The 19,952-nt window shown below is 69.8% G+C and carries 13 protein-coding genes; 3 read left to right on the top strand and 10 right to left on the bottom strand.

The window, feature by feature from the left end; all coding sequences use genetic code 11:
• Positions 1-13 precede the first annotated feature (13 nt).
• Together OG272_RS35780 and OG272_RS35775 are read left to right on the top strand one after the other, a co-directional pair.
• Positions 14-868 (top strand): DNA-formamidopyrimidine glycosylase family protein, encoded by an 855-nt coding sequence (locus OG272_RS35780; RefSeq protein WP_327727561.1) that lies wholly within the window; start codon positions 14-16, stop codon positions 866-868.
• 33 nt (positions 869-901) lie between these two features.
• The gene (locus tag OG272_RS35775; protein WP_326576413.1) at positions 902-1,666 is read left to right on the top strand and encodes an SDR family oxidoreductase; all 765 of its coding nucleotides are present in this window, start codon (positions 902-904) and stop codon (positions 1,664-1,666) included.
• On the opposite strand, the gene OG272_RS35770 is transcribed toward OG272_RS35775, so the two are convergent.
• The 10 genes from OG272_RS35770 to OG272_RS35725 form a co-directional block, all read right to left on the bottom strand.
• Positions 1,614-1,907 carry a hypothetical protein gene (locus OG272_RS35770; protein ID WP_326576415.1) on the bottom strand — a complete coding sequence of 98 codons (294 nt, stop codon included), beginning with the start codon at positions 1,905-1,907 and terminating at the stop codon, positions 1,614-1,616. The genes OG272_RS35775 and OG272_RS35770 overlap by 53 nt on opposite strands.
• 229 nt (positions 1,908-2,136) lie before the next feature.
• The gene (locus OG272_RS35765; protein WP_326585592.1) at positions 2,137-2,607 is read right to left on the bottom strand and encodes a DNA starvation/stationary phase protection protein; all 471 of its coding nucleotides are present in this window, start codon (positions 2,605-2,607) and stop codon (positions 2,137-2,139) included.
• 273 nt (positions 2,608-2,880) lie between these two features.
• Positions 2,881-3,258, bottom strand: coding sequence for a helix-turn-helix domain-containing protein (locus tag OG272_RS35760; RefSeq protein WP_005481441.1), 378 nt, complete (start codon positions 3,256-3,258; stop codon positions 2,881-2,883).
• Between the two features lie 109 nt (positions 3,259-3,367).
• Positions 3,368-3,913 (bottom strand): CinA family protein, encoded by a 546-nt coding sequence (locus OG272_RS35755; protein ID WP_327727562.1) that lies wholly within the window; start codon positions 3,911-3,913, stop codon positions 3,368-3,370.
• The gene (gene pgsA / locus OG272_RS35750; RefSeq protein WP_327727563.1) at positions 3,910-4,641 is read right to left on the bottom strand and encodes a CDP-diacylglycerol--glycerol-3-phosphate 3-phosphatidyltransferase; all 732 of its coding nucleotides are present in this window, start codon (positions 4,639-4,641) and stop codon (positions 3,910-3,912) included. Before pgsA ends, OG272_RS35755 begins: the two co-directional genes overlap by 4 nt.
• Positions 4,638-6,119 carry a 30S ribosomal protein S12 methylthiotransferase RimO gene (gene rimO, locus OG272_RS35745; protein WP_326576425.1) on the bottom strand — a complete coding sequence of 494 codons (1,482 nt, stop codon included), beginning with the start codon at positions 6,117-6,119 and terminating at the stop codon, positions 4,638-4,640. Before rimO ends, pgsA begins: the two co-directional genes overlap by 4 nt.
• Positions 6,120-6,243: 124 nt before the next feature.
• Complete coding sequence (locus tag OG272_RS35740; RefSeq protein WP_328224148.1) at positions 6,244-7,107, bottom strand: RodZ domain-containing protein; 864 nt, start codon at positions 7,105-7,107, stop codon at positions 6,244-6,246.
• A 311-nt stretch (positions 7,108-7,418) separates the two neighbouring features.
• Positions 7,419-10,142 (bottom strand): DNA translocase FtsK, encoded by a 2,724-nt coding sequence (locus OG272_RS35735; RefSeq protein WP_327727565.1) that lies wholly within the window; start codon positions 10,140-10,142, stop codon positions 7,419-7,421.
• 186 nt (positions 10,143-10,328) lie between these two features.
• Positions 10,329-11,012, bottom strand: coding sequence for a response regulator (locus OG272_RS35730; protein ID WP_326576431.1), 684 nt, complete (start codon positions 11,010-11,012; stop codon positions 10,329-10,331).
• Between the two features lie 297 nt (positions 11,013-11,309).
• On the bottom strand, positions 11,310-16,796 hold the full coding sequence (locus tag OG272_RS35725; protein ID WP_327727566.1) for a HAMP domain-containing protein: 5,487 nt from the start codon (positions 16,794-16,796) through the stop codon (positions 11,310-11,312).
• Positions 16,797-17,202: 406 nt separating this feature from the next.
• On the opposite strand from OG272_RS35725, the gene OG272_RS35720 reads away from it, so the two are divergent.
• Positions 17,203-19,947, top strand: a complete 2,745-nt coding sequence (locus OG272_RS35720; RefSeq protein WP_327727567.1) for a SpoIIE family protein phosphatase — start codon at positions 17,203-17,205, stop codon at positions 19,945-19,947.
• Positions 19,948-19,952: the final 5 nt, after the last annotated feature.

The following is a 19,952-nucleotide window of genomic DNA, read 5'->3' as shown; positions in this document are numbered from 1 at the left end:
CCACCCTTGACCCATGCCCGAAGGTGACACCGTCTGGCAAACGGCGAGACGACTCCACACCGCCCTCGCCGGCAAGGTCCTGTCCCGCTCCGACCTCCGCGTACCGAGGTACGCCACGGCCGACCTCACCGGCCGTACCGTCCTCGACGTGACGCCCCGCGGCAAGCACCTCCTCACCCGCATCGAAGGCGGCCTGACCCTCCACTCGCACCTGCGGATGGACGGTTCCTGGAAGGTGTACGCCAACGACGAGCGCTGGCGCGGCGGCCCGGCGCACCAGATCCGCGCGATCCTGGGCACCACCGACCGCACGGCCGTCGGCTACCGCCTGCCCGTACTGGAGCTGATCCGCACCACCGACGAACACCGTGCCGTCGGCCACCTCGGCCCCGACCTGCTGGGCCCGGACTGGGACCCCGACCGGGCCCTCACGAACCTCCTGAGCGACCCCGCCCGCCCCCTCGGCGAGGCACTCCTCGACCAGCGCAACCTCGCCGGCATCGGCAATGTGTACAAGAGCGAGCTCTGCTTCCTGCTCCGGGTCACCCCCTGGCTCCCCGTCGGTGCCCTCCCGGAGGACCTCGCCGCCCGGCTGCCCACCCTCGCCAAGAAGCTTCTCGAAGCCAACCGCGACCGCCCGATCCGCAGCACGACGGGCCACCGCAGGCACGACCTGTTCGTGTACGGAAGGGCCCCTCGCCCCTGTCTGCTCTGCCAGACCCCCGTCCGCGTGGCCGACCAGGGCGACGGTTCCCGAGAACGCCCCACCTACTGGTGCCCCACCTGCCAGGCGGGCCCGGCCCCGGCACCGGGCGCCACGAGGGCATCCCGCCCGACTTCCCGTTCCCAACGCCGCACAGCCAATTGACGGGCCGTCAGAAACGCTCGTACCGTCAACTTCATGCCCATCCCGGCGTACGACCTCACCGGCCGCACCGCGTTCGTCACCGGCGCCGGCAGTGGTATCGGCCGCGCGTCGGCCGTCCTGCTCGCCGAGGCCGGCGCCACCGTGCACTGCGCGGACCGCGACGCACAGGGCCTGCACGAGACGGCGACCCTGATCAAGGCCGGCAACGGCACCGCCCACATCCACCACCTCGACGTCACCGACCGCGCCCAGCTCGCGCGGGCGGTGGCCGCCTGCGAGCGGCTCCATGTGATGGCTGCCATCGCCGGGATCATGCACAGCAGCCCGGTATTGGAGACCCGGGACGAGGATCTCGAACGGGTGTGGAGCGTCAACTTCAAGGGCGTGCTCCACGCCTGCCAGGAGGCGGCCCGCCGGATGATCACCGACGGGACGCGCGGCAGCATCGTCACCATGGCCTCCGGCGCCGTCGACACCGGCGGCCCGGGGCTGCTCTGCTACGGCGTGACCAAGGCGGCGGTGGTCCAGCTGACGAAGACCCTGGCGACCGAGGTCGGGGCGCACGGCATCCGCGTCAACGCGGTGGCGCCGGGCTGGATCCGCACACCCATGACCGACCGCAACGGCGGCGAGGCACAGGCGAGGACGGAGTCCTTCATGGCCAGGCTGTCACCGCTGGGCCGGGTCGGCGAGCCCGAGGACATCGCACACGCCGTGTTGCACCTCGCCTCCGACGCGTCCGCGTTCACCACGGGCCAGATCCTCCGTCCGAACGGCGGGGTGGCCATGCCCTGGTGACCACGGCCCCCACCGCGTCCTCCAGAACCGGGCCACCCCCCGCGCCCCCTGACGCGCCCCCCGACCGTCCCAGCGCCCGCCCCTTCGGTACGCAGTGCACAGGCAGCAGGCTCAGCCCCCACCCTCCGGCCGCGACCGCCCCCTCCAGCGCGCCGGCATCCGGCACCAGCGCGAGTCGCAGCACACCCCACCACCACAGCGCACCGAGACCCAGAGCCGCCCCCCAGCGAACTATTCGCATGGCCGCCACCTCCAAGGCCTCCGGGCCCCCAGAACGACGCTAGACGGCCCTCGTCACGGCCGGAGAGGGCGCACCACCGGCACAGGGACGCACGGCCCCCTCACGAGGACCGCGCCCACGGGGCACCCGATGCGCCCCGCAGCCGCTCACCGCCGTCGTCACGCCCCCACCGCATCCACCGGTCACGAGGCGCGCGGCAGGCCGGCACCCGTTCGCGTCCGCCGCCGCTCTACCCGTTCTCCGCCTGGAACATCCAGTGGTGCTTCTCGAGATCCGCCGTGATGCCGATGAAGATGTCCTGGCTCACCGGATCCGCCTCCGCGGTGCTCTCCACCCGTGTCCGCATCCGGGTGATCACCGCGCCGAGCGCGTCCACCAGGGTCCCCACGGCGTCCGCGTCCTTGACCCAGCCGTTCGGGGCCGCGCCGATACCGCTGCTCCCGGCCACTGTCCCGGCCCGCCCGTCCGGCGAGACACCGAGGGTGGAGGCGCGTTCGGCGACGGTGTCGGAGTGCAGCCGGGCGGTGTCCACGACCTCGTCGAGCTGGAGATGGACCGAGCGGAAGCGCGGCCCGACCACGTTCCAATGGATCTGCTTGGCCACGAGGGAGAGGTCGACGAGATCGACCAGGGCGCCCTGCAGCGCCTCGGAGACGGTCTTCAGATCGGCCTCGGACAGCGGGCTCTTCACCACGTACATCAGCACGCTCCGGTTTCTTGGGACGCCGTACGACCCTGTGCGCCCGTACGACTCTGTGCGCTCTACCGCGGCCGCACGCACGCATCGCGCGCACGCCCCGAGCCCGCTCCTCCACCATGACCGCACACCACCACCCCGGCAAACGGGAGCCGCAGGCAACACAGAAGCCCCGGCCGGTGCCCCCAGGTCTCCCTGAAGGCCCCGCCCGGGGCTCCCGCTTCCGCTTCTACTTCTTCACCGGCGCGCGCCGAACCTCACGCACATACACGCGGCTCACGCCGCGACGACGTCCACCGCTTCGGCGGGCGCCTTGATCGTGACCCGTTCCGGTGGCACACCGGCCACCGAGACGGAGTTGAGCATCGGTCGACGCACTGGTGCTGGCACCGGCTCGGTGGCCGCTGCGGACTGGGCCAGCTCGGCAAGGGCGAGCTCGTCGCTCACTTCCCGCATGAGCTCGGACATCCGTACGTCCAGCGCGTCGCAAATGGCGGAGAGCAGCTCGGAGGAAGCCTCCTTCTGCCCCCGCTCCACCTCGGAGAGATAGCCGAGTGAGACTCGGGCGGACGAGGAGACTTCGCGCAGAGTACGGCCCTGGCGCTGGCGCTGCCGACGCAGCACGTCACCCAGCAGGCGACGGAGCAGAATCATCGGTGGCTCCCTCCTCGGACCGCGTAGCCGCATCCTTCACGCCCCACCGTACCGCCTCGCGCTGCGGCCGTGCGGGGAGCGCTGTTGTGTTCACTCAGGGCTGCAAACATCAAGTCCCCCCGTTCTGTTCCGTATCCTGTGCCCGCTCATTCCCGGTCTGTTCGCCCGCAAGCTCCTGAAGAAGCAGTGCGAGTACGCTCCGTACACTCTCCATACGGATTTCCGCCCGGCCGCCGTTCAACCGCAACGACGACACTTTCCCGCCACCTGATACGCCGGAATCGGCTGCGGACGGCCCGGCGACGGCCACATAGACCACGCCGACGGGCCTGCCGTCCTGCGGCTCCGGGCCGGCGACCCCGGTGGTCGAAATTCCCCAGTCGGCGCCGAGCGCCTTGCGGACGCCGTCCGCCATCTGGGCCGCGACCTGCGGATCCACCGCTCCACGCTGGTCCAGGAGGGTCTCGTCGACATCGAGCAACTGGTGCTTCAGCTCGGTGGCGTAGGCGGTGACCGAGCCCCGGAACGCCTGGGAGGCCCCTGGGGCCGCGGTGAGTGCTGCCGCGACCAGACCGCCGGTCAGCGACTCGGCGACGGCGAGCGTCTCGCCCCTCACCGTCAGTAGTCGCAGCACTTCGGCGGCCGTGGAGGTCAACGTTCCGCTCCCTCCGCCGCGGCTTCGCGCTCGGCCGTTCCGCTCCGGCGCAGCACAATGGCCTGTCTCACATAGTCGAGTCCGGTCACTACGGTCAGGATGACCGCCACGGCCATCACCCACCACCTCAGGGTGGCCAGGGGCCCCTCCAGCGCCAGGACGTACATGCCGACGGCGATGCCCTGCGTGAGGGTCTTCAGCTTGCCGCCGCGGCTCGCCGGGATGACTCCGTACCGGATGACGATGAAACGCAGCAGCGTGATCCCGAGTTCCCTGCCGAGGATGACTCCGGTCACCCACCACGGCAGATCGCCGAGGTAGGACAGACAGATCAGCGCGGCACCCATGATCGCCTTGTCGGCGATGGGGTCGGCGATCTTCCCGAAGTCGGTGACCAGGTCGTACGTCCGGGCCAGGTGGCCGTCGAAGATGTCGGTGATCATGGCGACGGCGAAGGCCGCCCAGGCCCAGGCCCGCCAGACCGGGTCGTACCCGCCGTCCATGAGCATCAGCATGACGAAGCCCGGTACGAGGACCAGACGGACCATGGTCAGGATGTTCGCGATGTTCCAGAGGCTGGCCTGGTTGACGGCGGCAGCTCCCAGCTTCCCGCCACGCACGGGCCGCGTCTCTCCGGCAGCGCCCGGGGCGCCGGGAACGCCGGAGGCGCTCGTCACGCCCTTGGCGCCGGAGGTGCCGCCCGCCGCGGATGCCGGGGCTCCCGTCATCTGGCCGCCTCCTCAGGACACACGGGGGAGCCGAGCGAGCCCGGGAGTACCTCGGCCACCAGATCGACGCCTTCCGTGGCGACCACCTTCGCCTCGACCACAAGGCCGACGCTCAGCTCCTCACCGCTCGTGAACAGCACCTGGCCGTCCGTCTCGGGCGCCTGGTGCGCGGCACGACCGTACGCACCCTCGTCCCCGTCGACCGACTCGACGAGGACGCGCACGGTCTGCCCGACGCGCTCCTCGGCGCGCTGCGAGACCAGCTCCTCGGCCAGCCGCGAGACCCGCGCGAGCCGCTCGGCGACCACGTCCTCGGCCAGCTTGTTCTCGTACGTCGCCGCCTCGGTGCCCTCCTCGTCGGAGTACCCGAAGACGCCGATCGCGTCCAGTCTCGCGCCGTTCAGGAACCGCTCCAGCTCCGCGAGGTCGTCCTCGGTCTCGCCGGGGAATCCCACGATGAAGTTGGACCGCACGCCGGCCTCGGGGGCCTTGCCGCGGATGGTGTCGAGCAGCTCCAGGAAGCGGTCGGTGTCGCCGAAGCGGCGCATCGAGCGCAGCACGGCGGGGGCGGAGTGCTGGAAGGAGAGGTCGAAGTAGGGCACGACCTTGGGTGTGGAGGTGAGCACGTCGATGAGGCCGGGCCGCATCTCGGCGGGCTGGAGGTAGCTCACGCGCACCCGCTCGATGCCGTCGACCTCGGCGAGCTCGGGCAGCAGGGACTCCAGCAGCCGGATGTCGCCCAGGTCCTTGCCGTACGAGGTGTTGTTCTCGGAGACGAGCATGACCTCCTTGACGCCCTGCTCGGCCAGCCAGCGCGTCTCGTTCAGCACGTCCGAGGGGCGGCGCGAGATGAAGGAGCCGCGGAAGGACGGGATGGCGCAGAAGGAGCAACGGCGGTCGCAGCCCGAGGCCAGCTTCACGGAGGCGACGGGCGAGCCGTCCAGGCGGCGGCGCAGTGGCGAACGCGGCCCGGAGGCCGGAGCGAGGCCGTCCGGAAGGTCGACGGGGGCGTGCCCCGGCAGCGCGACCTCGGCAGCCGACTCCTGGCGCTCGGCCGGGCTGATCGGCAGCAGCTTGCGCCGGTCGCGCGGGGTGTGCGAGGCGTGGATGCCGCCGTTCAGGATGGTCTGGAGGCGGTCGGAGATGTTCGCGTAGTCGTCGAAGCCGAGCACGCCGTCGGCCTCGGGCAGCGCCTCGGCGAGCTCCTTGCCGTACCGCTCGGCCATGCAGCCGACCGCGACGACGGCCTGGGTTCTGCCGTGACCCTTGAGGTCATTGGCTTCCAGGAGCGCGTCGACGGAGTCCTTCTTGGCGGCTTCGACGAAGCCACAGGTGTTGACGACCGCGACGTCCGCTTCCTCGGCGTCCTCGACGAGCTCCCAGCCGTCCGCCTCCAAGCGGCCTGCGAGCTCCTCCGAGTCCACCTCGTTACGGGCGCAGCCAAGAGTGACGAGTGCGACGGTACGGCGTTCAGGCATGGGCTCAAGACTACTTCGTCCCGCTGACAGCCCACGTCGACGGGGTTGGCCGATCTTGGCCAACCCCGTACCCGCGTTCTCTCTGGGTCGTCCGTACGTCCGCTGGCGCGGACGTACCGAAGGCTCAGCCGACCTCCGGGTCGCCCTTCGTGTACGTCAGGCGTTCGACCTGGCCGGGCCGGAAGTCGTCCTTGATCTTCTTGCCGTTGACGTAGAGCTGGATGGCTCCGGCGTCGCCGAGGACGAGGTCGATCTTGGAGCTGTCCTGGAAGGTCTTGGACTGGCCCTGCTTGAGGAGGCCGTCCCACAGGAGCCGGCCGTTGTGGTCCTTGGCGGAGATCCAGCTGCGGCCGTCGGAGGCGCTGACCTGCACGGTCACCTTGTCGCGGGGCGCGGCCGCGATGGCGCTGTCGGTCGGGTCGGGCTTCGGGTCGGCGTCGGGCTTGTCGGCCTTGGGCGTGGGCGAGGCGGGCTTGCTGGTGGTCGGCGTGGAGCCCTCGGCGACCTGTGTGGTGTCGCCGTCGTCACCGTCGTTGAACGCGGTGAAGCCGACGAAGCCGATCACCGCGACGATCGCGGCGACCATGGCGGCGGTCCAGTTGGGGCCGCGCCGCTCGGGACGGATGCGCTCCGCCTCGAACAGCGGCGCCGCCGGGGTGGGCGCGGGCCGCCCGCCGTGCGCCTCGTCGAACTGCGCGAGCAGCGGAACGGGATCGATGCGCACCGCGCGTGCGAGGGTGCGGAGGTGACCGCGCGCGTAGACGTCGCCACCGCAGGGGGCGAAGTCGTCCTGCTCGATCGCGTGCACGATGGCGATGCGGACCCGGGTGGCGTTGCTGACGTCGTCGACGGTCAGCCCGGCCGCGATGCGTGCCTGCTGGAGGGCACGACCGATCGAGGGGCGTTCCGCCAGGCGTTCGTCACGGTCGTCTTCGAACGGACGCTCGTCTTCGGGGAAGTTGCCGTCAGGGGAGTTGCCGATGGACACGGGGGCGCCTTTCGAGCGTGTAGCCACCTGTGCTGGAGGTTCAGTCTAGGGGGGGTACGAAAGGGTGGGGCAACCGGGCGGTGGGACTTTGTACGCCATCAGAATGGCCGGTCATCCTGCTGGTGGTGAGGGTGGGGCACGGGGCTGTCCCCTCGTCCAACTTGACGTACGCCGAAGGGAAACGGTTGCTCACCATTTCCTTACGGGTGAGTCACGTTCGAATACCCGGATGCCGTAATCCCATCCGTGTTCCGCCCGTCGGACAACCGGTTTTCCCTGCGGTGCGCCCCTCCGCGGTCCCGCTGCGGCCCTTATGCCTCAGTCTCCCCCCGGATCACGGCCAGCACGCCGTCCAGTTCGTCGGGTTTCACAAGAACGTCACGTGCCTTGGAGCCCTCGCTCGGCCCCACGATGCCCCGGGACTCCATGAGGTCCATGAGTCGCCCGGCCTTGGCGAAGCCGACGCGCAGCTTGCGCTGGAGCATGGAGGTCGATCCGAACTGCGTGGAGACGACCAGTTCGGCCGCCTGGCACAGCAGGTCGAGGTCGTCGCCGATCTCCTCGTCGATCTCCTTCTTCTGCTTGGTGCCCACGGTGACGTCGTCCCGGAAGACGGGCGCCATCTGGTCCTTGCAGTGCTGGACGATCGCCGCGACCTCGTCCTCGGTCACGAACGCGCCCTGCATACGGGTCGGCTTGTTGGCCCCCATCGGCAGGAACAGCCCGTCGCCCTTGCCGATCAGCTTCTCGGCGCCGGGCTGGTCGAGGATGACCCGCGAGTCGGCGAGCGAGGAGGTGGCGAAGGCGAGCCGCGAGGGCACGTTCGCCTTGATCAGACCGGTGACGACGTCCACGGACGGCCGCTGCGTGGCGAGCACCAGGTGGATGCCGGCCGCGCGCGCGAGCTGGGTGATGCGGACGATCGCGTCCTCGACGTCCCGCGGCGCGACCATCATCAGGTCGGCCAGCTCGTCCACGATCACCAGCAGGTACGGGTACGGCTGGAGCTCGCGCTCGCTGCCCTCGGGCAGCTTCACCTTGCCGTTCCTGATGGCCTCGTTGAAGTCGTCGATGTGGCGGTAGCCGAACGCGGCCAGGTCGTCGTAGCGCAGGTCCATCTCGCGCACGACCCACTGGAGCGCCTCGGCGGCCCGCTTGGGGTTGGTGATGATCGGCGTGATCAGGTGCGGGATGCCCTCGTACGCGGTCAGTTCGACGCGCTTGGGGTCGACGAGGACCATACGGACGTCCTCGGGGGTCGCGCGGACCATGACCGAGGTGATCAGGCAGTTGATGCACGACGATTTACCGGAGCCGGTCGCGCCTGCGACGAGCACATGCGGCATCTTCGCCAGATTGGCCATCACATAGCCGCCCTCGACGTCCTTGCCGAGCGCGACCAGCATCGGGTGGTCGTCCTCGGCCGCGTCCGCGAGGCGCAGTACGTCGCCGAGGTTGACCATCTCGCGGTCGGTGTTGGGGATCTCGATGCCGACGGCCGACTTGCCGGGGATCGGGCTGATGATCCGTACGTCCGGGCTGGCGACGGCGTACGCGATGTTCTTGGTGAGCGCGGTGATCCGCTCGACCTTGACCGCCGGGCCCAGCTCGACCTCGTAGCGGGTGACCGTCGGCCCGCGGGTGAAGCCGGTGACGGAGGCGTCGACCTTGAACTCGGAGAACACGTTCGAGAGGGAGGCCACTATGGCGTCGTTGGCGGCGCTGCGCGTCTTGCCGGGGCCGCCCCGCTCCAGGAGGTCGAGCGAGGGCAGGGAGTAGGTGATGTCGCCGGAGAGCTGGAGCTGTTCGGCGCGCGCCGGCAGCTCTCGCGGCTCGTCCGGGGCCTGCTTGGTCAGGTCCGGCACCAGGGCGTCCTGCCTGGCGCCCTTGGGCGGCTTGGCGGCCGGGGGTTCCTGCTGGGGCGTCCTGCTGCGCGCGGCCGGGACGGGGGTGGTCTCCTCCCGGTCCCCCACACTCACGCCCTGGGTGAGGTCGGCGACCACCGGCGAGGGCGGCATCCCGTGCAGCACGGCCCCGTCGAGCGCGGCAGCGGCGGCAGCGGCCACGTCCACGGCGTCCATCGGCCGGTTCGGGTCGGGCTGCCGTACGGCGGAGCGCCTCGGCCGGCGCTTGGTGAGGGCCTCCTGCTCGGCGGAGTCGGGGTCGTACGCCTCGGGAGCCGAGCCGCGTCGGCGGGGGCGCGCGGGAAGCGCGTCGCGCCACTGCTCGTCGTAGCGGGAGTCGTCCTCGCCGTACTCGGCGTACTCGTCCTCGTCGTCCGCGACGATGCCCAGCTTCTGCCCGAGCAGCCGCAGCCGCTGCGGGATCGCGTTGACCGGTGTCGCGGTGACGACGAGCAGCCCGAAGACCGTGAGCAGCACGAGCATCGCCACGGCGAGGGCCTGGCCCATGGTGTACGTCAGCGGCGTGGCCGTGCTCCAGCCGATGAGCCCCCCGGCGTCCCTTATCGCCTGCATGCCGGCGCTGCGGGCGGGCGAGCCGCAGGCGAGGTGGACCTGGCCGAGGACGCCGATGACGAGCGCGGACAGACCGATGACGATGCGTCCGTTGGCGTCCGGCTTCTCGGGGTGCCGGATGAACCGTACGGCGATGACCGAGAGCAGTACCGGCACGAGCAGGTCGAGCCGGCCGAAGGCACCGGTCACGAGCATCTCGACGAGATCGCCGACCGGGCCGCGCAGATTGGACCAGGTACCGGCGGCGACGATCAGGGCGAGGGCGAGCAGCAGGAGCGCGACGCCGTCCTTGCGATGCGCCGGGTCGAGACCCTTCGCGCCCTGCCCTATGCCACGGAAGACGGCGCCGACGGCGTGCGCGGCACCGAGCCAGACGGCGCGTACGAGCTTGTACACGCCTCCGGTGGGATTGGGCGCCGGCTTCGGAGGGGCCGTCTTCTTCGCCGTCGCCTTCTTGGCGGCGGCTTTCTTCGCGGGGGCCTTCTTCGCCGAAGCCTTCGTCGGAGCGGCCGCCTTCTTCGCGGGCGGCTTCTTCGCTGCGGACTGACGTGAGGCCATGAGTGTGAGGTTACCGGTGGAGACCACAACCGACACGTGTGCCCACTGCTTCACCCGTTCGTGTCGCGCTCGTGGAGCCCCGAAGCTGACGCGGACAGACAGACCCTCATCCCCCACGATCACCGGTCACAACCGGACGCGGGCCCGGGCCACTTGTGCGACCCCGGCCCGCGCTCCGGAACATGCTCAGTTCTGCGACGGCACCGACGGGTGCCCGCCCGTGCCCGGCTCCAACGCGTCCAGCGCCCTGCGCAGGCCCGTGAGTTTGCGTTCGAGATGGGCCGCGGTGGCCACCGCGGCGGCGTCCGCGGAGTCGTCGTCGAGCTGTTTGGACAGCGCCTCCGCCTGCTCCTCGACGGCCGCGAGCCGCGCGGAGAGTTCGGCGAGGATGCCGCCGGAGGGCTCCTTGGAACCGCCCGCCGCCCCCTTGCCGCCACCCTCCAACTGGAGCCGCAACAGCGCCGCCTGCTCCCTGAGCTGGCAGTTCTTCATGTACAGCTCGACGAAAACGGAGACCTTGGCGCGCAGCACCCAGGGGTCGAACGGTTTCGAGATGTAGTCGACCGCACCTGCCGCGTACCCACGGAACGTGTGATGCGGTCCGTGGTTGATGGCGGTGAGGAAAATAATGGGGATGTCCCGGGTCCGTTCGCGCCGCTTAATGTGCGCGGCCGTTTCGAAACCGTCCATTCCCGGCATCTGGACGTCCAGCAGAATGACCGCGAAGTCGTCCGTCAACAGCGCCTTGAGCGCTTCCTCCCCGGACGATGCCCGCACCAGTGTCTGATCGAGCGCGGAGAGGATGGCCTCCAGCGCCAACAGATTCTCCGGCCGGTCATCGACCAGGAGGATCTTGGCCTTCTGCACCATGGCCCGTCCTCCTCGCCCCGGCTTGGGGCCTCCCCTGTCCGCAGGACTCGACGTGACACCACTCGGCGTCACCCCAGGGGACGACTCCCTCGCGCCACCCGTCCTTGTGCCGGTCATCGTAGCCGCACCCCGCCCGTCGCCACACCCTGTCACCGTGATGTCACTGTGCTCGTAGCAGAAACGCAAGCGGGGACCAGAAGGTTCCCCGAATCCCGCGTTTCTACACGGCCTCGGCCACACTCAGTCAGCAACTCCGTGCACCGCTCAACGGGTTGTGACCACCGACCGCGCTCCGCGTCACTCACTCCGCATCCATTGCTGCATGACCGACAGCAGATGATCCGGATCCACCGGCTTGGTCACATAGTCGGAGGCTCCCGAGTCGATCGCCTTCTCCCGGTCGCCCTTCATCGCCTTGGCCGTCAGCGCGATGATCGGCAGTCCGGCGAACTGGGGCATCCGGCGGATCGCCGTGGTCGTCGCGTAGCCGTCCATCTCGGGCATCATGATGTCCATCAGAACGACCGTCACGTCGTCGTGCTGTTCCAGGACCTCGATGCCCTCACGGCCGTTCTCGGCGTACAGCACGGACAGGCCGTGCTGCTCCAGGACGCTGGTGAGCGCGAAGACGTTACGGATGTCGTCGTCGACGATGAGGACCTTCTCGCCGTCGAAGCGGACCGTCCGGCGCGCCTGCGACGCCGCCTCCTGCACGGCCTGCTGCGCCCAGTGCTCCTGCGCCTGACCGTTGCCCTGGCCGTGGTGCGGGGCGGGCACGGACCTGCGGCGCCGCCTGAAGAGCGCGGCGGCCCCGTTCTGGGTCTCGCGGTACGACTTCACCTCGGCCGGCGTCTCGGTGCGCTCGGCCAGCTCGTTCTCGGAGGCCAGCAGCTCCCCGGCCTCCAGCGCGGCGGGCGTGTTGTGCGCGTAGCCCTGCGGGGGCAGTTCACTCGGGTGCAGCGGCAGATACAGGGTGAAGGTGGAGCCGCGTCCGGGCTCGCTCTGCGCGTGGATCTCGCCGCCCAGCAGCCGGGCGATCTCCCGCGAGATGGACAACCCCAGGCCCGTACCGCCGTACTTGCGGCTCGTGGTGCCGTCCGCCTGCTTGAACGCCTCGAAGATGACCCGCATCTTGCTGGCCGCGATCCCGATGCCCGTGTCCGTCACCGAGAACGCGATCATGCCGGCGTCCGCGTCCCGCAGCGAGCCCGCCTCCAGCAACTGCTCCCTGATGGCCACCGGCACATCCGCGCCGGCCGGCCGGATGACCAGCTCCACGGCCCCGGAGTCGGTGAACTTCACCGCGTTGGACAGCAGGTTCCGCAGCACCTGCAGCAGCCGCTGTTCGTCCGTGTGCAGCGTGGCGGGCAGCTCCGGCGAGACGCGTACGGAGAAGTCCAGGCCCTTCTCCGCGGTCAGCGGCCGGAAGGTGGCCTCCACGTAGTCCACGAGCTGGACGAGGGCGATACGGGTCGGCGAGACGTCCATCTTGCCCGCCTCGACCTTCGACAGGTCCAGGATGTCGTTGATCAGCTGGAGCAGGTCGGAGCCCGCCCCGTGGATCGTCTCGGCGAACTCGACCTGCTTGGGCGTCAGGTTCGACTCGGCGTTGTCGGCGAGCAGTTTGGCGAGGATCAGCAGCGAGTTGAGCGGGGTGCGCAGCTCGTGCGACATGTTCGCGAGGAACTCGCTCTTGTAGCGCATGGACACCGCGAGCTGCTCGGCACGCTCCTCCAGGACCTGCCGCGCCTCCTCGATCTCGGTGTTCTTGACCTCGATGTCGCGGTTCTGCCGGGCCAGCAGCTCGGCCTTCTCCTCCAGTTCGGCGTTGGACGCCTGGAGTGCCTTCTGCCGGTTCTCCAACTCGTCGGACCGCTCGCGCAGTTGCTCGGTCAGCTCCTGCGACTGCTTCAGCAGCACCTCGGTCTTGGTGTTGACGGAGATGGTGTTGACGCTCGTCGCGATCATCTCCGCGATCTGGTTCAGGAAGTCCTTCTGGATCTGTGTGAACGAGTTGAACGACGCCAGTTCGATGACACCGAGCACGGTCCCCTCGAAGAGCACCGGCAACACGATGACCTGCGCGGGCGGCGCCTCGCCGAGCCCGGAGGAGATCTTCAGATAGCCGCTCGGCGCGTTCTCCACCAGGATCGTGCGCTTCTCCTTCGCGGCCGTCCCGACCAGCGCCTCACCGGGCCGGAACGACGTCGGCATGGAGCCCATGGAGTAGCCGTACGAGCCGAGCATGCGCAGCTCGTACTGGTCGTCGTTGTCCGGGGCCAGGTCCTTGCCGTCGAGGAACGGCAACGCGAGGAAGAACGCGCCGTGCTGCGCGGAGACCACCGGCGTCAGCTCACTCATGATCAGCGAGGCCACGTCGTCGAGGTCCCGGCGGCCCTGCATCAGGGCGGAGATCCGGGCGAGGTTGCCCTTGAGCCAGTCCTGCTCCTGGTTGGCGATCGTGGTGTCGCGCAGGTTGGCGATCATCTTGTTGATGTAGTCCTGCAGCTCCTTGATCTCGCCGGACGCGTCGACGTCGATCTTGAGGTTCAGGTCGCCCCGGGTCACCGCGGTGGCCACGCGCGCGATGGCACGGACCTGCCGCGTCAGGTTCCCGGCCATCTCGTTCACCGACTCGGTGAGGTCCCGCCAGGTGCCGTCGACGTCCCGGACGCGCGCCAGACCGCCCAGCTGTCCCTCGGTGCCCACCTCGCGGGCCACCCGGGTGACCTCCTCGGCGAAGGAGGACAGCTGGTCGACCATCGTGTTGATGGTGGTCTTCAGCTCCAGGATCTCGCCGCGCGCGTCGATGTCGATCTTCTTGGTCAGGTCGCCCTTGGCGATGGCGGTCGTGACCATCGCGATGTTGCGGACCTGGCCGGTGAGGTTGGACGCCATCGAGTTCACGGACTCGGTGAGGTCCTTCCACGTACCCGCCACACCCGGTACGTGCGCCTGGCCGCCCAGGATGCCATCCGTGCCCACCTCACGGGCCACCTTGGTGACCTGGTCGGCGAACGAACTCAGCGTCTTCACCATGCTGTTGAAGGTGTCGGCGAGCTGCGCGACCTCACCCGCCGCCTCGATCGTCACCGTACGGGTCAGGTCGCCGTTCGCGACGGCCGCCGCGACCTGGGAGATGTTCCGCACCTGCATGGTCAGGTTCTTGGCCATCAGGTTCACATTGCCGCTGAGGTCCTTCCAGATGCCGGTGACGCCCGGCACGTGCGCTTGGCCGCCGAGGATGCCCTCGGTGCCCACCTCGCGGGCCACCCGGGTCACCTGCTCGGCGAAGGACGACAGCTGGTCCACCATCGTGTTGACGGTGGTGACGAGTTCGAGGATCTCGCCCTTCGCGTCGACGGTGATCTTCTTCGACAGGTCGCCCTTGGCGACCGCGGTCGTGACCTCGGCGATCTGACGCACCTGGATGGTCAGGTTGTTCGCCATGAAGTTCACCGACTGCGTGAGGTCCTTCCAGGTGCCGGAGACGCCCTGCACCTCGGCCTGACCGCCGAGCTGGCCCTCCGTACCCACCTCGCGGGCGACCCTGGTGACCTCCTCCGCGAACGACGACAGCTGGTCCACCATCGTGTTCAGCGTGTTCTTCAGCTCCAGGATCTCGCCGCGCGCGTCCACGGTGATCTTCTGGGAGAGGTCGCCCCGGGCCACCGCCGTGGCGACCTGCGCGATGTTGCGGACCTGACCGGTCAGGTTGCCGGCCATGCCGTTCACGGACTCGGTGAGGTCGCGCCACACACCGGCGACGCCGGGCACCTGCGCCTGACCGCCGAGGCGGCCCTCCGTACCCACGTCCCGGGCCACCCGGGTCACCTGGTCCGCGAAGGACGACAGCTGGTCGACCATCGTGTTGATGGTGTTCTTCAGCTCCAGGATCTCGCCGCGCGCGTCCACGTCGATCTTCTGGGAGAGGTCGCCGCGCGCCACGGCCGTCGTCACCTGCGCGATGTTCCGCACCTGCGAGGTGAGGTTGCCGGCCATCGAGTTGACGGAGTCGGTGAGTTCCTTCCACGTACCGGACACGCCGTCGACGCGGGCCTGACCGCCGAGGCGGCCCTCCGTACCCACGTCCCGGGCCATCCGCGTCACCTGGTCGGCGAACGACGACAGCTGGTCCACCATCGTGTTCACGGTGTTCTTCAGTTCGAGCATCTCGCCCGCGACATCGACGGTGACCTTCTGCGAGAGATCGCCGTTGGCCACGGCCGTCGTCACCGCCGCGATGTTCCTCACCTGTCCGGTGAGATTCCGGAACGCGGTGTTGACGGAGTCCGTCAGGTCCTTCCACGTCCCCGCCGCGCCCGGCACCTGCGCCTGACCGCCCAGCCGGCCCTCGGCACCGACCTCGTTGGCCACCCGTGTGACCTCGGCACCGAAGTAGGAGAGCTGGTCGACCATCCCGTTGACGGTGTTCTTCAGTTCGAGCATCTCGCCCGCGACATCGACGGTGACCTTCTGCGAGAGATCGCCGTTGGCCACGGCCGTCGTCACCGCCGCGATGTCCCGCACCTGGATGGTCAGGTTCCGGAAGACGGTGTTCACGGAATCGGTGAGGTCCTTCCATGTCCCCGCCGCGCCCGGCACCTGCGCCTGACCGCCCAGCCGACCCTCGGCACCCACCTCGTTGGCCACGCGCGTGACCTCGTCGGCGAAGATCCGCAGCGTCTCGGTCATCTGGTTGATCGTCTCGGCCAGTTTGGCGACCTCACCGCGCGCCGGGACGGTCACCTTCTGCGACAGATCACCGTTGGCGACCGCGGTGGTGACCTGAGCGATGCCGCGCATCTGGAGGGTGAGGTTGCCGGCCATGGTGTTCACCGAATCGGTGAGTTCCTTCCACACCCCGGCCACGCCCGGCACCTCGGCCTGCCCGCCGAGCTGACCCTCGGTACCCACCTCTCGGGCGACTCGCGTCACCTCGGAAGAGAACGCGGAGAGCTGGTCGACCATCGTGTTGACGGTCTCCTTCAGCTCCAGCATCTCACCGGCCACATGAACCGTGACCTTCCGGGACAGATCACCCTTCGCGACCGCCGTCGTCACCAGCGCGATGTCCCTCACCTGCGCGGTGAGCCGGTACGCCATCGTGTTGACGGACTCCGTCAGGTCCTTCCACGAACCGGACATGCCGCGCACCTTGGCCTGCCCGCCCAGCTTGCCCTCGGTGCCCACCTCGCTGGCCACCCGGGTGACCTCGTCGGTGAACGTGGACAGCTGGTCGACCAGGTTGTTCACCGTACGTCCGACCTTCAGGAACTCCCCGCGCAGCGGATGCCCGGTCCCGTCCGGCGCCTGCGTCCGCAGCTCCATGCGCGGCGACAGATCACCGTCCGCCACGGCCGACAACACCCGGCTGACCTCGGAGACCGGCCGTACGAGGTCGTCGACCAGCGCGTTCGACGCGTCGATCGCCGTCGCCCAGGACCCCTCGGCGGCACCCGTCTCCAGCCGCTCGGTGAGCTTGCCCTCACGCCCCACCACACGCCGCACCCGCGACAGCTCGCCGGTCAGATGGAGATTCCGGTCCGCCACCTCGTTGAAGACCGCCGAGATCTCGGACATCACACCGTCACCCGAGACGGTCAGCCGCTTGCGGAAGTTACCGTCCCGCATCGCCTCCAACGCCGTGAGCAGCCGGTTCAGGGCAGCCGTGTCCACGGTCGTGGTCCCATTGCGCGGTTTGCGTGATGTGCGCTGGTCACTCAGGGACTGTCCGCCTTTCGCGCGCGCTTTAGTGCCCCGCGTCGCTGCGCCAGACTCCACTGTGTCCCTCCCGCAAGGGTCGACCGTTCCCGCTAGACGTACTTCGTCATATTCGAACGCTTCGTACTGCTCACACTGCTCGTACCACTCGTACCACTTGGTACTCGGATACTTCTGCTCAGCGGGCCAGGTGCCACTCCCCGGCGCACTGGGAAGGTACTCGGAATTGCCCGACCTTCTCCTGGAAGCCTGCCCAGTGTTTCACCATGGCTGAACCAGGCCATAACAGTTCGGCAGCTTCGCACACGGTCCGCACACCTCCGGACGGAAACACAGACGACCGGCATCCGCATGGACGGCGAAGGTAAGTAACCTTGCATGCGGCTGTCCAGCCATGCCGGTCCCGACCCGGCCTGGGCGGTGGCGCACGAGCACGGCGGGCAGGCATCGGAGGGGCGGCCTCACCATGACCACCGGACTGCATCCCGGGGAGACCCCCCAGGACCCCAGGCCGACGGAGAACCAGCCTCTGCCACGGCAGGAGGCCGTCCCAGGATCCCAGCACGTCGAGAACCGGACAAGGAGTTCTGTGATCACCGCGCGCGCGGCCGCCAGCTTCGCTGCCCTCTCACGGTCCGTCGCGACCGCCCGCTCGTTCGTCCGCGACACCCTCCAGGGCTGGGGCTTCGCCGACATCGTCGACGACGCGGTGGTCCTCACCAGCGAACTCGTCACCAACGCGGTCGTCCACGCGGGCACCTCCGCCGATGTCCTGTGTCTGCGCGCCGACGACGGCGTACGCATCGAGGTCGCCGACAGATACCCCGAACGCGAGATCCCCCTCCAGGGCAACCACATCAACATGGGCAGTCCGGACCGCGAGGGCGGCCGCGGCCTCCAACTGTGCGCGGCGATGGCCTCCCGCTGGGGCGTCGAGTACACGCCCACGCACAAGCAGGTCTGGTTCCAACTCGACCTCCCCGACCGCCCGGTGGGCACCCGCTCGGCCGGCCCGTCCCTCCCCGCCGAGCTGCTCCCGCTCGCCGACGGCAGGGTCCGTGTCGCCGTCGTCCAGATCGACCGCACGGGCGCGATCAGCGCCTGGAACGAGGACGCCGGGGAGCTTTTCGGCTACGCCCCCGACCAGGTCATCGGCAAGCCCCTCACCGACCTCGCCGCCTGGCCGCACACCCCCGGCACCAGCACCGGCGTCGCCGAGGCCCTCCAACTCTCCCGCTGGGAGGGCAGTTACGGCATCCGCGGCGCCAGCGGCCGGGTGACGCCGGTCTACGCCTCCCACCTCCGGGTCCGCGACGCGGACGGAGACCCCTCCACGGTCTGTCTTCTCGTACGGGACCACGAGCGCGCCGTCCTCCAGACCCCGATCCGCATGTCCTCCGGCGACGGCTCCGGGTCCGGCGAGGGCCAGGCCACGGACCCCTTCGAGGTCTTCATCGGCTCCCCCGCCCCGGACGACCTCGACGGCCTCCTCCAGCGCACGGTCGAGCGCGCCCGCGACATGCTCGACGGCGACTCCGCCTTCCTCCTCCTCGCCACCGACGACGAGACCGAGCTGGAGGTACGGGCCTCCACGGGCCTTCCCTCGGCCCGCCAGCGCTTCGCCCGCGTCCCCGTGGAGGCCGGCCCCGGCCGCTACGGCTCGGCCCGCATGCCGGCCGTCCACGACGACCTCACGGCCGTCCCCGGCGCCGTCCCCCTCCTCAACGGCACGGGCATGCGTTCGGTCGTCACGGTCCCCCTCAAGGTCGAGGGCCGCCTCACGGGCTCCCTGGGCGTCGCCGCGGAGGCGCAGGGCCGGTACTCCAACGAGGAGGCCCTGCGTCTCCAGTTCGCCGCCGACCGCATCGCCCTGGCCGTCGAGTCCGCCCGCCTCGGCGAGCTGGAGCGCCTGCGCCGCGGCTCGTTGAGCTTCCTGGTGGAGGCCTCCGACCTCCTGGCGGGCACCCTGGACCGCGACCAGACCCTGGCGCTCATGGCCCAGATGACGATCCCGACCCTCGCCACCTGGTGCGCGGTCTACACGATCGCCGACCAGGCGTCGGACCCGTACCTGGGTTACGTCCTGCACGAGGACGAGGACCTCATCGACGGCCTCAAGGCCCTCCTCTCCAAGATCCGCCCGCCGGAGCCCATCCCCACGCCGGGCGCCCGCATCTGGACGGCCCCTGCGGAAGCGGCCCACCAGGCGGCCCTGCGCACGTCCATGCGCAGCCTGGGCCTGGGCGAGCCCGCCACGGTCAGCTCGGGCATCGGCACGACTCTGGCGACGGCCTCGGCGGTGGGCGGCGAGACCGTCGTACTCCCGCTCGTGGCCCGCAACCGCGTCATCGGCATGCTGACCCTCGGCAAGCCCACGGACGAGCACTTCCGCCAGGAGATCCTGGAGTTGGCGGAGGACCTCTCCCGGCGAGCCGCCCTCGCCCTGGACAACGCCCGCCTGTACTCGGAGCGCGTGGCCATCAGCCAGTCCCTCCAGCGCAGCCTCCTGCCGCCCGAGCTCCCCCAGATCGACGGCGTCGAGGTCGACGTCATCTACCGAGCGGCCGGCGAGGGCAACGAGGTCGGCGGCGACTTCTACGACCTGTTCCCCATCCGCGACGGCGTGTACGGCTTCGCCATCGGCGACGTCTGCGGCACCGGCCCGGAGGCCGCCGCGGTCACCGGCCTGGCCCGCCACGCCCTGCGCCTGCTGGCCCGCGAGGGCTACGGCGGGCCCGCGGTCCTGGAGCGCCTCAACTCCGCGATCATCGACGAGGGCACCCGCAGCCGCTTCCTGACCCTGCTGTACGGCGAGTTGTGGCCCCAGGAGGACGGCAGCGCCGTACTGAAGGTCGTCTGCGCCGGCCACCCGCTCCCGCTGCGCCTCCGCCAGGACGGCACGGTCGAGCCGGCCGCCGAACCGCAGCCACTGCTCGGCGTCATGGAGGACCTGGAGCTGTACGAGCAGACGGTCACCCTCGACCCCGGCGACGTCCTCCTCTGCGTCACGGACGGCGTCACCGAACGCCGTGAGGGCACCCGCATGTTGGGCGACGACGGCCTGACCGAGGTCCTCACCACCTGCACGGGCCTCACGGCGGGCGCGGTCGCGGCCCGCGTCATGCGCGCCGTCGAACGCTTCGCCTCCGACGCCCCCTCCGACGACATGGCCATTCTGGCGATGCGCGTCCCGGGCCTCCAATCGGACTGACTCCG

It is taken from the genome of Streptomyces sp. NBC_00104, from assembly GCF_045160825.1.
Taxonomy (GTDB): domain Bacteria; phylum Actinomycetota; class Actinomycetes; order Streptomycetales; family Streptomycetaceae; genus Streptomyces.
This window is presented reverse-complemented; position numbering and strand designations above follow the sequence as displayed.